Origin of the sequence: Plantactinospora sp. WMMB782, assembly GCF_049179135.1 — a bacterium.
GTDB lineage: Bacteria > Actinomycetota > Actinomycetes > Mycobacteriales > Micromonosporaceae > Plantactinospora.
In genome coordinates, this window is sequence record NZ_JBMHMC010000007.1 from 3810630 (window position 1) to 3823862 (window position 13233).

The following is a 13233-nucleotide window of genomic DNA, read 5'->3' on the forward strand; positions in this document are numbered from 1 at the left end:
TCGAGTTCCGAGCCCCTGCCAGCCGGCCCAGCACCATCGACTGCGAGAAATCCTCGGCACCCCCGGGCGGTTCGCCGCCACCTCGAAAGGGACCCCTCGCATGCGAGCCATCCTGCGTCGTCCGGACTTCCGGCTGCTCTTCGCCGGTCTCGTGTTCAGCATGACGGCAGAGTCGATCATGCTGTTGGCGCTGGCCGTCTGGGTGAAGGACCTGACCGGTTCGGACGGTCTGGCCGGCGCCACCATCTTCGCCATGGTCGCCCCGATGGGGTTGGCCCCGATCGTCGGCTGGCTGGTCGACCGGTTCCGCCGCCGCCCGTTCTTCCTGGTCACCAATCTCGGCACGGCGCTGGTGCTCACCCCGCTCTTCCTGGTCCGGGACCGCGCCGACGTCTGGATCATCTACGTGGTGGGTGCCCTGTACGGGCTCTCCTACGTCGCCCTCGGTGCCACCCTGAACGGGCTGATCAAACAGATCGTCCCCGAGGAGCTGATGGCCCAGGCCAACGGCGTACTGCAGACCGTCAAACAGGGCCTCCGGCTGGTCGGCCCGCTGGCCGGGGCGGCGCTCTACTCCGGGGCCGGCGGCTGGACCCTGCCCACGGTCGGCATGATCGGCTTCACCGGCGCCGCCTGTGCGATCTCCGCGCTGCGGATCGTCGAGCGGCGGCCCGGTCCGGCCCAACTGCGCTGGGTCGCCGAGGTCGGGGCGGGGCTGCGGCACATGGTCGGCGAACCGGCGCTGCGCCGGGCGGTCGTCGGCGCCGCGCTGGCGGTACTGGTGATGGGGTTCAGCGAGTCGTTGATCTTCGCGTACGTGGACCAGGGGCTCGGCCGGGAACCCGGCTTCGTGGGAGTACTGGTCACCGTGCAGGGCGTCGGCGGAGTGCTCGGCGGACTCCTCTCCCCGGCCGTGGTACGCCGGTTCGGCGAGCTGGCCGCGCTCGGCGTGGGCGTCGCGATCTTCGCGCCCGGGGCGCTGCTGCTGGCGTACCCGAGGATCTGGCTCGCCTTCGTCGCCCTGGTGCTGCTCGGCTTCGGCCTGCCGATCGCGTTCGTCGGGCTGAACACGCTGATCCAGCGGCGTACCCCGGGACCGTTGCTCGGCCGGGTCACCGCCGCCGCCGAGGCGCTGATCAGCGGCCCGCAGGCCATCTCGATCGGCACCGGTGCGGTACTCGTCGGCTTCGTCGACTACCGGCTGCTCTTCGTGGTGATCGCGGTGGTGATGACGGTCGCCGCCGGCTATCTCTGGGCGGGCCGGGGACTCTCCGCGCCAACCGCCACCGGCGGGCCGGTGCGGACCGATCCGTCGACCGCCGTGCTGCCGCCCGACATGGTCCTGCCGGAGGTGCCGCCGGTCACCGGGTCGGACGGTGGAGGTGGACCCGGGGCGGGCCCACCTCCGGACCGGGTCAGCTCCCGGCGAGCGCGGCCAGGTGCTTCTTGACGTCGACGATCGACGGGTTGGTCAACGCCGACCCGTCGTCGAACCGGACCGTCGGCACGGTCTGGTTGCCGCCGTTCACGCTCATCACGTACTCCGCGGCGGCGAGGTCCTGCTCGATGTCCACCACCGTGTACCCGATGCCCTCACGGTCCAGCTGTGACTTCAGCCGGTGGCAGTAGCCGCACCAGGACGTGGAATACATCGTCAACATCGTCGAGACCTCCGCGGTACTCAGTCGTTCCCGGCCCGGTCCGCCGGTCGGCTCCGGCCGGACGCCTGATCGGACGGGTTGCCGATCACACAGGCTAAAGGTGCAACGTCGGCGGGGGCTGCCATGATTCCTACCTGTGGCGGCTGACCTACGCGTGGAACGGATCCTGGCCGGGCTCGACCCCGAGCAGCGGACCGCGGTGACGGCTCCGGCCGGGCCGGTCTGCATCCTGGCCGGCGCCGGGACCGGCAAGACCCGGGCGATCACGCACCGGATCGCCTACCGGGTGACGAGCGGCGAGGTCGCCGCCCGGCACGTGCTCGCGGTCACCTTCACCGCGCGGGCCGCCGCCGAGCTGCGGGCCCGGCTCGGCGCGCTCGGCGTGCCGGGGGTGCAGGCGCGGACGTTCCACGGCGCCGCGCTGCGCCAGGTGCGGTACTTCGCGTCCCGGCTGCTCGCCGGCCGGGAGATGCCGGAACTGCTGGACAGCAAGGTCCGGCTGGTCACCCTGGCCGCCGCCCGAGCCGGGCTGCGCACCGACCGGGCCGCCGCCCGGGACCTGGCCGGCGAGATCGAGTGGGCCAAGTCGTCCCTGGTCGAGCCGGGGGAGTACGTCGTCGCGGCGGCCAAGGCACTGCGCGAGACCCCGCACGACCCGGCGAAGGTGGCCGAGGTGTTCGCCGGCTACGAGAAGGTCAAACGGGCCAACGGCGTGATCGACTTCGAGGACATGCTCCGGGCGGCGGTCTGGGGGATCGAGGAGCACCCGGACGTCGCCGAGCAGATCCGGGCGCAGTACCGGCACTTCGTGGTCGACGAGTACCAGGACGTGAACCCGCTCCAGCAGCGGCTGCTGGAGGCCTGGCTGGGCGGGCGGGACGACCTGACCGTGGTCGGCGACGCAAGCCAGACGATCTACTCGTTCACCGGGGCCACCTCGGCGTACCTGGTCGACTTCCCCCGGCAGCGCCGGGACGGGGTGGTGGTCCGGCTGGTCCGGGACTACCGCTCGACGCCGCAGGTGGTCGGGCTGGCCAACGCGGTGATCCGGCAGGCCCGCGGGGCCGAGGCGCGGCTGCGGCTGGAGCTGGTCGGGCAGCGCCCGCCGGGCCCCGAGCCGGACCTGCGGATCTTCGCGGACGAGCCGGCCGAGGCGGCGGCGGTGGCGGTGCGCTGCCGGGAACTTGTCGCCGCCGGTACGCCGGCCCGGGAGATCGCCGTGCTGTTCCGGACCAACGCGCAGTCCGAGGCGTACGAGAAGGCATTGGCCGAGGCCGAGGTGCCGTACCAGGTGCAGGGTGCCGAGCGGTTCTTCGAGCGGACCGAGGTCCGGCAGGCGCTCGTCGCGCTCCGCGCCGCGACCCGGTCGACGCCCGGGGACATGCCGCTGGTCCCGGCCGTGCTGGAGGCACTGTCGGCGGTCGGCTGGACACCGGAGAAACCCCCGCCCGGCGGCGCGGCCCGGGAGAGCTGGGAGGCGGTCGCCGCCCTGGTCCAGCTCGCCGAGGAGTACGCGGCCAGCCCGGCCGTGCTGCCGATCGGCGAGGCGGCCAGCGTGGAGCGGCCGGTGACGCTTGCCGACTTCTGTGCCGAGCTGGGCCGGCGGGCCGCCGCGCAGCACGTGCCGACGGTAGAGGGCGTGACGCTGGCCTCGCTGCACTCGGCGAAGGGGCTGGAGTGGGACGCGGTGTTCCTGGTCGGGCTCTCCGACGGCACGCTGCCGACCAGCTATGCCAGGACCGTCGAGCAGGTGGAGGAGGAGCGCCGGCTGCTCTACGTCGGGGTGACCCGGGCCCGGCAGTGGCTCTGGCTGTCGTACGCCTCGGCCCGCTCGCCCGGTGGCCGGGCCCGCCGGCCGTGCCGGTTCCTGCCCCAGTTCGACCGCTCCGGTGGGGCGCGTACCGCCGACGTCTCCGGCGGCAGTCGGAAACCCGACCGTCGGCGTACCCAGGTCGTCTCCTGCCGGGTCTGCGGGGCGACCCTGCTGGCGGGTGCCGACCGGAAGCTCGGCCGCTGCGCCACCTGCCCCTCCGACCTGGACGAGGACCTGCACGACCGGCTGCGCGACTGGCGGGCCCGGGTGGCCGGGGCGCAGAAGGTCCCCGCCTACGTGGTCTTCACCGACGCCACCCTTGTCGCGCTCGCCGAGCGCCGCCCCGGCCGGGCGACGGAACTGCTGGCCATCGCCGGGATCGGCCCCCGCAAGGTCGCCCTGTACGGCGATGCCGTGCTGGCGCTTGTCGGCGGCGTCGGGGTCGACGACGTGCTGCTGACCGACGAGCCGACCGAGCCGTCGCCGGGTTGAGGCAGGGCGCCGGGTTGAGGCAGGGCGCCGGGTTGAGGCAGGGCGCCGGGCTGTGAAGGAGGGCGACCGTCCACCGGCCGGGCTGAGCTGACCGGCCCGTGGTTCGGGCTGGTCGGAGCGGCCGTCGGCAGGTGTCGGAAGAAAGTTCCGCAATCTCGCCGTAATTCGTTTGCCCTCGTGCGGGGCGGGGGCATAGCCTCATGGCACACCTCGCGAGCGGCGGTCTTCCGGCTGCTCAAGAGGGGGATGAGTCCGATGTTGGCGACGAGTGAGAGTCAGGAGGTGGCCCCAATGGGGACGACCTATGTCACCCAGCGACCGTGGGCGCTGCCTGCTGCCCCCGCTCCGGTGTCAGAGGTCGGCTGCATGCTGATCACTGATCTCCTCCGGCGCTCGCAGGCGCACCAGGTCCTGACCCAGGCCGAGCTGGTTCAGGCCCCCGCGTCCGCGCAGCACCAGGGGACCAATGGATTCACGGGCAATGGCATCCGTGTCGGCGTCAAGCGGATGGATGTCAGCGGGGTTCCACCTCGAGGGAGACCGGTCTAACACAGACCAGCCGGCTCACCTCGAGGCCGCGGACCCCGTACACCGGGATCCGCGGCCTTAGTCATTTCCGCACTGCCGAAGTAAGTCGGAACAACGATCTACGAGATCGAAACGAGAGAGAGGTGACCGGGCGATGAGTCTGGCGTTGGCCCCCCTCGACGCGAACGTCGAGCTGGAGGCGAACCTGCCCTGCCGGAAGTTCGACCCCGACCTGTGGTTCGCCGACTCGCCTGCCGAGCTGGAGCTGGCCAAGTCGCTCTGCGGGGACTGCCCGCTGCGCGTCGAGTGCCTCGCCGGTGCGGTGGAGCGGGCGGAGCCGTGGGGCGTCTGGGGCGGCGAGATCTTCGAGCGTGGCGCGGTCGTTCCGCGCAAGCGGCCCCGGGGTCGCCCGCGCAAGGAGGATGTCGCCCGGGACGCGGCGCTGCGGGTCGAGGCCCAGGCGCGGCTGGCGGCCAGTGGCCTTGCCGAGTCGCGCAGCGCGGTCCGGTTGGCGGCCTGACATGAACCCGATCCGTACCAACGCCGGTCTGGTATCGGCGCCGAACACCGCGATGGCCGCGGTGTCGAGAACGAGTACTGCCATGCCCATCCGAGACGGAGCCACCAAGATGCATCTTCTCCACGAAGCGTTGTCACGGGCGCGAATGCGACTGCCTCAGGCCGGTCGCAGCACCACGAGCACTGAGGCAACCCGATCCGCCCGCACCATCGCGCTGGAGGCCCGCCGCCGGGCCGCCCGCGAGCTGGGCAGCCTGTGAACCGTCGGCCTGGGCCGCCGGTAGCCAACCGAATCTGAAAACGACCAGCCGGGCCGGTCGGTGGTGGGGTGAACCCGCCGCCGGCCGGCCCGGCGCCGTTGCGTCGTGCTGTCGCCCGCAGCCGTGCTGTCGCCGCAGTCGTGCTGTCGCCGCAGTCGTGCTGTCGTCCGGACCCGTGCTGTCGCCGGCAGTCGTGTTGTCGTCCTGAGTGACCCGGCGCGGTAGCGCCCGTCCGCCCCGGTCAGGTCTCAGGTCACCGGGGCGAATCCGGGCAGCCAGCGCTCCACGATGCCCCGATAGGGCGCCTTCGCCTCCAACTGGCACAGCACCCCGATCGAACCCAGGGTCACCCGGTGGATCAGCAGGTACGACGGCGGCAGGTTGAGCTGCCGCGACAACTGGTACGCCGGGGAGCGCGGGTTGCCGAGCCGGGCCGCCTCGACCCGCAGCCAGGCCCGGGTGAACCGGAACTCCTCGACCGAGAGCGGTTGCAGGATCGGCATCAGGAAGTCGAGTACGGCCTGGGCGTCGATCGGCGAGTCGAGCCGGATGAAGCCCTCCTCGCGGAGCCCGGCGACGACCGCGTCGGCGTCCCCGGCCAGGGCCAGCCGGACCAGCCGGCCGATCGGCTCCGGGTGCCCGCCGGGCAGCCGGGCCACCGCGCCGAAGTCGATCACGCCGAGCCGCCCGTCCGGCAGCAGCCGGAAGTTGCCGGGGTGCGGGTCGGCGTGCAGCAGTCCGGCGCGCATCGGCGCGGAGAAGTGCAGGGTGGCCATCAGCCGGCCGGCCTGGTCCCGTTCGGCCTCGGAGCCGGACTCGATGATTGCCGAGAGCGGGGTGCCCTCGACCCAGTCGGTGACCAGCACCCGGGGCGCCGCCGCGACCACGCCGGGCACGAAGATCTCCGGGTCGTCGGCGTAGGCGGCGGCGAAGGCCCGCTGCGACTCCGCCTCCAGCTCGTAGTCCAGTTCCTCGCTGATCCGCTCCCGCAATTCGCTGAGCAGCGGTTTGATGTCCAGGCCGGGCTGGATCGCCCGGAACATGCCACCGAGTCGGGACAGTTGCTTCAGGTCGGAGAGCAGCGCCGGCCCGGCACCCGGGTACTGCACCTTGACCGCCACCGGTCGGCCGGCCGGGATCGCGGGCGTACCCGTCTTGGCCACCGCCTTCGTGCCGCGACGGCGTACCGGCGGGGCGCCCTCGACCTTCCAGATCGCCCGGTGCACCTGCCCGATGCTGGCGGCGGCGGCCGGCTTGTCGTCGAACTCCACGAACAACGACCGCCAGTCCGGACCGAGCTGCTCGGCGAGCACCTTGTGCACGCTGGCCGCCGGCAGGGGCGGCGCCGCCTCCTGGAGCTTGGTCAACGCCTGCCGGTAGGGTGCGGCCACCTCCTCGGGCAGGGCCGCCTCGAACACCGACAGGGCCTGGCCGAACTTCATCGCCCCGCCCTTGAGCTGGCCCAGCACGCTGAACAGCTGCTCGGCGGTGCGCTGCTGGATCTCGTTGGAGATCACCTCGGAGGCGAGGCCGGTGACCCGCTTGCCCACCCCGAGGACGGTCCGGCCAGCGAAGCCGAGCGGCAGGGCGGCGAGCTTGGCGGTCCGGGAGACGGCCCGGCGCGGGATGTCGGTCACCAGATCATTGTTACCGACTCGACGGGATCCGGTCCGCCGTCGGCGGGTGGCTCCGGCCACGTCCTCGCCGCCGTCGGCCCGGCCCGGCCGAAATCGCCAGGAGCGATCCGCCCGGCCGTTCCCGCCGTACCCTACTGGGCGGCACGTCGCGGTGGTCCGGTTCGTGCGGCTACGTTCCGTCCGGTGGCTCCGGGTCGGTTTGGGCGGGACGGTCATCCGGGGCCGGGCCCTCCGCCGCGGTTCCGGGTGGGGTCCGCGACGGAGGTGGCGTACGGCGGGCCGCGGTACGGCGCCGTCGGGCGGTGCAGTCACAGGCCGGGTGGGGTGGCCAGCTGCGCCTGCGTAGCCGGCCGTGGCCGGTGACCTCGACCGCTCCGCCGACTGTCTCCGGCGTACCGCCGTCGAGGAAGGTGAGCACCTCGCCGACCGCGTAACCGACCGCCGCCAGCAGGGTCGAGGTGAGGCACGGTTCCTGCCCGTCGCCGGCGGCCAGCTGGGCGGCCAGGCCGGGCCACCCCGGGTCGCGGTCCCGGCGGTGCAGGTCGACGCAGTTGAGACACGGCGATCCGGCGACCCGGACCAGCGGGCCGACCACCGGTACGCCGTCGCGCATGGTCAGCAGCAGGTGCGCCTGCCGGTGCTGGGCGTAGCCGGCGGCGAGCAGTTCGACGGGTCGGTCGACCCCGACCTGGACCACCAGGTCGGCGCGGCCCCGTCGGACGGGCCGGGTGACGGTGCCGGGTGCGGACCGGGCGATCGCGTCGGCGACGGCGGCGGCGCTCGGCCGGCGTACGTCGGTGGCCGGCAACCCGCTGCCGGTGGTGTCCGCCGGCCCGACCCGGCCACGCAGGTCCGGGTGCACCTGGCCGACGCCGGCCTGGGCCAGGGTCACCGACACCGGGGCGGCGAGCCGGCCCTGGCCGGTCACCACCACCCGGGCGGCGGCTCGCCGCCGGAGGAGTTGGGCGGGGGTGCCGGGCGAGTCCCGCCCGTGCAGGGCGAGTGCCGCCGCCTCGGCGCCGAGCCGCTGCCGGGCCGGTTCGGGCAGGTCGGTGGGGAGCAGGGTGTGCCCGGCGACGACCAGGCCGGCGGCGTGCAGGGTGTCGATCAGGGTACGGGCGTCGTCCCGGGAGACGGCCATCGTGCCGGCGTGGTCGAGGACGGCCCGCTCGCTGCGGCTGCCGTCGAGCAGGTCGAGCAGCCGGGCGGCGGCCGGGTTGGCGACCTCCAGCAGGACCGCGCGGCGGGGGTCGAGGCCGAGTTGCAGGGTGTGCCGGTCACGCCAGAGTCGGGCGAGGCCGGGCAGCAGGGTGGGGCGGGGCAGCACGGTTCTGGTCATGGCGCCACACGCTGTCACCGCCGGGGTGCGGACCGATGACGGTTGTCCACAACGGCTGGACGCTGTGCACTGCCTTATCCACAGGTTCTCGGGTGTTATCCACAACTGATGGGTAACTTCTGTCGTCGCGCGGACATCACAGCGGGTGTCGGTAGCGCGACAGAACAGCGGAAGGGGTGGCGCTCGGCCACCCCTTCCCGCAGTCGCGCGTGCTTCCCGGCGATCAGACCTTCGCCTTGCCGAGGATCCGGTTGACGGTCGTGCCGCAGACCGGGCACTTGCCCTTGGCCATGTTCATGCCCGTCTTGGAAACCTCGACGTTGCCCTCGAAGTCACGCTTTTCCTTGCACTTCACGCAGTACCCGTTGTAGGTCTGGGCCTTCTCGGCCACGGTGCCCTCCTCGTCTCATCCGCCGGACTCTCGCGAGCCCGACGTGCGCCCGGCGGCGGGCGGCCACGTAGGCGCCAGCGCTGGGATTTCTCCGCGATCACCGATGTGACCGCCGGTTCGCGGACCCTACCCAGATCTGGGCAGTTCCATGTCAGCGATCTGTCGACACTGTGAGGAAGTCGACGCCCAGAGTGTGCATGCCGCAATAGGTCGGATAAGTCAGTTTCGCAGGGACACGCCGGATGAACCCCGTCAGATCGCTGATCAGGGGCCTGTTGCCGGCTCGGCGCGGGGCGGCTGGCGGGCTCGGCAGATGATCGTTTACCGTTGCCTCCGGCGGGCCGACCGTACGCCGTCGGCGCCCGGGACCGGGCGATCATGGGTACGCAGACGATCACCGCAATGAATTTTTTCCGGACGGTACGGCGCTAACCGGTATTTTTCCGGCGGCCTTCCATAGGTTGACTCTTGGGTGACCTGGCCAGTACGCATTACTTTTCCATCGTGAACGAAACCCGGGGCTGCGCGAGCCGCTAATGGCGGGGTTGCGGAAGCCGGTCGTCGAGGTACGGCGCAGTCAGCGTCGGCGCCGGACGGTGTCCGCGTACCGGGACGGCGAGCGGGTCGTGGTCCTGATCCCGGACCAGTTCTCCCGCGCCGAGGAGACCGAGTGGGTCGACCGGATGCTCGCCCGGCTGGCGGCCCGGGAGGAGCGGCTCGGCCGTTCCGACGAGGAGCTGCTGCTCCGGTCCAGGCGGCTGATCGACCGCTATCTCAGCGAGCACGGCCGGGCGGCGGTGCCGGCCAGCGTCCGGTGGGTGACGAACCAGAACGGCCGCTGGGGCTCCTGCACCCCGGCCGACCGGACCATCCGGATCTCGCACCGCATCCAGGAGATGCCCGACTGGGTGATCGACTACGTGCTACTGCACGAACTGGCCCACCTCGTCGTGCCGAGCCACAATGCGCGGTTCTGGGAACTCGTCGGGCGCTATCCGAAGACGGAGCGGGCCCGGGGCTACCTGGAGGGCGTCGCGGCGACCGCCGGAGTCGTCCTGGCCGACTGAGGCCACGGTCATCAGGGCCACCGTCATCAGGGCCACCGTCATCAGGGCCACGGTCATCGGACCGGCCCGAGCGGAGCAGGGTGCGGTCCGGTGCACCGGGTGCGGCGCGCTCCGGGCGGTAGGGTCGCCCGGTGACCCGCCGTGTGATCGTGGTGCTGCCCGGACCCGTGGCCTGGGCGCCGTCGGAAACCGACCCGGCCCGGTGGCGGTCCGCCCTCACCGAGGACGTGGTCGACCTGGTCGCCACGCTGGCCGAGGTGGAGCCCGCGATCGCCGTGACCGCGCCCGACCGCCCGCTGGCCGACGCGGTCGCCTGGCCCGGCATGCCGGTGTACGACCTGCCGGCCCGCCGCGTCGGCGCCGCGCTGGACGCCGCGACCCGGGACGGGTACGACCAGGCGGCCGTGCTCGTCGCCGACGCGCCCGACGTACCCGGTCTGATCCTCGGCAAGCTGCTCCGCCCGCTGACCAGTCGGACCGTCGCGGTCGCCCCGGCGAATCCCGGTCCCGGGCTGCTCGGCCTGGCCACCCGGCTACCCGCGCCGGACTGGCTGCCGGAACTCGACCTGGACACCGCCGACCCCGGCCTGGTCCGCGCCGCCGCGCCACACCCCGCCGAGGTCGCGGTCGCCCCGGGCTGGCGCCGGCTGCGCACCCCGGCCGACCTGTCGACGCTCGACCCGGCCGTGGAGGGCTGGGACGCCACCCGGATGCTGCTCGGCGGCTGACCGCCGGCTGACCGCCGGCCCGGGGAGTCGACACCGGCCGCCCCTGCCCGGCGCGTCCCCGGCTCCCGCCGGGGTCTCGCCGCCGCCGTAGCCGTCCCGTGCATGGCCGGTCGCCTTGCCGCCGCCGTCCCGTGCGTCGCCGGCCGCCTCGCCGCCGTCCCGTGCGTCGCCGGCCGCCTCGCCGCCGTCGTTACCCTCGCGGGTCAGCGCTCGGTGCCCGTGCCGGTCTCGTCGCCGTCGTCGCCGTCGCGTGGGTGGTCGGCCGCCTCGTCGCCGTCGTTGCCGTCCCGGGACCGGTCGGTGTCGGTTTCGGCCCGGGGCTCGGCGGGGCCGGGCGCACCGGAACCCTCCTCGGCCGCGGCGGGGCCGAAGTCGAAGTCGTCCAGGTCGCCGAGGTCGAGCTGGGACCGGGCGAACGCGTCCGGGTCGGCGAAGTCGTCCTCCCCGGGGAGCAGGTCGGGATGTCCCCACAGGGCGTCCCGGCCGGCGATGCCGCGGTGCTCGGTGAGCGCCGCCCAGAGCGCGGCGGCCTCGCGCAACCGGCGGGGGCGCAACTCCAACCCGACCAGCGCGGCGAAGGTCTGCTCGGCCGGACCACCGGCGGCCCGGCGCCGCCGGAACGCCTCGGCGAGCCGGTTCACGTTCGGCAGCCGCTCGGCGGCGGCGGTGTCGACGACGTGGCAGACCCAGCCCTCGACCAGGGCCAGCGTGGTCTCCAGCCGGGCCAGCGACGCCTTCTGCGCCGGGGTGTCCTCCGGGGTGAAGATGCCCTCCACCGAGAGGGCCTGCATCGACTCCGGGTTCATCGGGTCGAGCTGGCCCATCGCCTCCTCGATCGCCTCCCGGTTCACCGTGATGCCGGTGGCGTACATCTCGACGGTGGTCAGTACGTGCCCGCGCAGCCACGGTACGTGCTGGAAGAGGCGCTGGTGGGCGGCCTCGCGCAGCGCGACGTAGAGGCGTACCTCGTCCTCGGGGAGTTCGAGGCCCTCGCCGTACGCCCGGATGTTCGCCGGCAGCAGCGCGGCGGTGCCGGCCGGGCCGAGCGGCAGGCCGATGTCGCCGGCCGAGAGCACCTCGGCGGCGAGCGAGCCGAGGGCCTGCCCGAGCTGGCCGCCGAAGAGCGCGCCGCCCAGCGTGGTGAGCATCGACTGCATCGGGCCGAGCTGCGCGCGGGCCTCCGGCGGCACCAGGTCGCCCATCGCCGCCACCATCCGGCCGGCGACCGGGTCACACAGCTTCTTCCAGACGTCGAGCGTCCGGTAGATCCACTCGTTCCGGTTCCAGGCGACCGAGGTGCGGATCCCGGAGGGGTGTGCCGAGGTCGGGTCGAGCCAGAGGTCGGCCAGCCGGAGCGCCTCCTCCACGGCGTTGCGCTCGTAAGGCGTCACGGCCGGGTCGCCGGCCGAGGAGAGCTGGCTGGCCGCGACCTGGCGGGCCAGGTCCCAGTTGACCGGGCCGCTGCCCGGCGCGGCGAGCAGCTGCTGCAGCTGCGCCATGAACTGCTGCATCTGCTGCGGGTCGTTGGGGTCGGGCGGCTGGCCACCCGGCAGTGCGAAGCCGAACGGGATATCAGGCACGGCGTCCACGGTACGCGCGCCGGGGGGCGTACCGCCCGCCCAGGTGTCACGCCGAGGGCGAACCCGGGGTTCACGGGCCGGCCCGGGGGTGCCGGCTGGGTAGGCTTGGCGGCCATGAGACGTCGCGGTGTCACGGTCCTGCTCGGCGCGCTGCTCACCGCCCTGCTCAGCATCGGCGTGCTCGCCGCACCCATCCCGTACGTCGTGCTCGGTCCCGGGCCGACGGTGGACACGCTGGGCCGGCAGGACGACAAAGAGGTGATCCAGGTTTCCGGCCGGGAGACCTCGACGTCGGCCGGGCAGCTCCGGCTGACCACGGTCGGCGTGCAGCCCGACGTCAAGCTGCTCTCCGCGATCGCCGGCTGGATCTCCTCGGACGAGGCGGTGGTGCCGTACGAGCTGATCTATCCACCGGGGCAGACGCAGCAGCAGGTCGAGGAGCGCAACGCGGAGGACTTCGCCGCCTCGCAGACCAGTGCCGAGACCGCGGCGCTGCGCGAACTCGGCTATCCGGTGCAGGTGGTGGTCAAGACCGTCGCCGCGGGCGGCCCCTCGGAGGGCGTCCTGAAGGTCGGTGACGTGATCACCTCGGTCGACGACAAGCCGGTGGAGGTGGCGGCCAGCCTCACCGGGGCGATCCGGGCGCGTCCGGCCGGCTCGGAGTTGAAGATCGGTTACACCCGGGACGGCACGCCGGCCGACGCGACGATCGTCAGCGCCGCCGCCGGCAACGACCCGCCACGCATCGGGGTCGAGATCGAGCAGCGGCAGCCGCACCCGTTCGAGCTGAAGATCGACCTCGGCGACATCGGCGGGCCGAGCGCCGGGCTGATGTTCGCACTGGGCATCGTCGACAAGGTCCGCAGCGAGGACCTGACCGGCGGGAAGATCATCGCCGGCACCGGCACCATCGACGATCTGGGACAGGTCGGGCCGATCGGCGGCATTCCGCAGAAACTGGTCGGCGCGAAGAATGCGGGCGCGAAGTACTTTCTCGTACCGGCCGACAATTGCGAGGAGGCCGTCCGCAACGCCCAGCCGGGGTTGCCGATGGCCCGGGTCGGAACCCTCGACGAGGCGCTGACCGCGCTGGACGCGATCCGGGCCGGAGGCACGCCGGCAAAGTGCTGAACCGATGAAGGCTCGCAGGGGGACCGGTCCCACTCAGGAACACCCCGTACTCTAGGTGCTCTGATCAGAGCCGGTCATTGCCGAAGG

The 13233-nt window shown here is 73.0% G+C and carries 11 protein-coding genes; 6 read left to right on the forward strand and 5 right to left on the reverse strand.

From position 1 onward, the window contains the following. Positions 1 to 100 precede the first annotated feature (100 nt). Entirely contained in the window at positions 101 to 1450 is a 1350-nt protein-coding gene (locus ACN28A_RS19500) for an MFS transporter (RefSeq protein WP_421396950.1), read from the forward strand. On the opposite strand, the gene ACN28A_RS19505 is transcribed toward ACN28A_RS19500, so the two are convergent. Further along, positions 1416 to 1661, reverse strand: coding sequence for a mycoredoxin (locus ACN28A_RS19505; protein ID WP_278058540.1), 246 nt, complete (start codon positions 1659 to 1661; stop codon positions 1416 to 1418). The genes ACN28A_RS19500 and ACN28A_RS19505 overlap by 35 nt on opposite strands. 136 nt (positions 1662 to 1797) lie before the next feature. Between ACN28A_RS19505 and ACN28A_RS19510 the strand changes: the two genes are divergently transcribed. Then, a complete protein-coding gene (locus ACN28A_RS19510; protein ID WP_421396951.1) occupies positions 1798 to 3966 on the forward strand; it encodes an ATP-dependent DNA helicase UvrD2 in 2169 nt (722 codons plus the stop codon). 682 nt (positions 3967 to 4648) lie between these two features. After that, on the forward strand, positions 4649 to 5014 hold the full coding sequence (locus ACN28A_RS19515; protein WP_130464862.1) for a WhiB family transcriptional regulator: 366 nt from the start codon (positions 4649 to 4651) through the stop codon (positions 5012 to 5014). Positions 5015 to 5521: 507 nt separating this feature from the next. Here ACN28A_RS19515 and ACN28A_RS19520 read toward each other — a convergent pair. From ACN28A_RS19520 to ACN28A_RS19530, 3 genes are all read right to left on the reverse strand, one after another. Then, complete coding sequence (locus ACN28A_RS19520; RefSeq protein WP_421396952.1) at positions 5522 to 6910, reverse strand: ABC1 kinase family protein; 1389 nt, start codon at positions 6908 to 6910, stop codon at positions 5522 to 5524. Positions 6911 to 7079: 169 nt separating this feature from the next. Next, the gene (locus tag ACN28A_RS19525) at positions 7080 to 8249 is read right to left on the reverse strand and encodes a PqqD family protein (protein ID WP_421396953.1); all 1170 of its coding nucleotides are present in this window, start codon (positions 8247 to 8249) and stop codon (positions 7080 to 7082) included. Positions 8250 to 8472: 223 nt separating this feature from the next. Continuing rightward, positions 8473 to 8640 carry a DUF5679 domain-containing protein gene (locus ACN28A_RS19530; protein ID WP_165436864.1) on the reverse strand — a complete coding sequence of 56 codons (168 nt, stop codon included), beginning with the start codon at positions 8638 to 8640 and terminating at the stop codon, positions 8473 to 8475. Positions 8641 to 9176: 536 nt separating this feature from the next. Between ACN28A_RS19530 and ACN28A_RS19535 the strand changes: the two genes are divergently transcribed. After that, positions 9177 to 9707 carry a M48 family metallopeptidase gene (locus ACN28A_RS19535; protein WP_278058552.1) on the forward strand — a complete coding sequence of 177 codons (531 nt, stop codon included), beginning with the start codon at positions 9177 to 9179 and terminating at the stop codon, positions 9705 to 9707. Positions 9708 to 9838: 131 nt separating this feature from the next. Continuing rightward, positions 9839 to 10435, forward strand: a complete 597-nt coding sequence (locus ACN28A_RS19540) for a hypothetical protein (protein ID WP_421396954.1) — start codon at positions 9839 to 9841, stop codon at positions 10433 to 10435. A gap of 203 nt (positions 10436 to 10638) precedes the next feature. On the opposite strand, the gene ACN28A_RS19545 is transcribed toward ACN28A_RS19540, so the two are convergent. After that, positions 10639 to 11946 carry a zinc-dependent metalloprotease gene (locus tag ACN28A_RS19545; RefSeq protein WP_421404509.1) on the reverse strand — a complete coding sequence of 436 codons (1308 nt, stop codon included), beginning with the start codon at positions 11944 to 11946 and terminating at the stop codon, positions 10639 to 10641. Between the two features lie 183 nt (positions 11947 to 12129). Here ACN28A_RS19545 and ACN28A_RS19550 point away from each other — a divergent pair, with 183 nt between their 5' ends. Continuing rightward, the gene (locus ACN28A_RS19550) at positions 12130 to 13146 is read left to right on the forward strand and encodes a PDZ domain-containing protein (protein WP_421396955.1); all 1017 of its coding nucleotides are present in this window, start codon (positions 12130 to 12132) and stop codon (positions 13144 to 13146) included. Positions 13147 to 13233 lie beyond the last annotated feature (87 nt).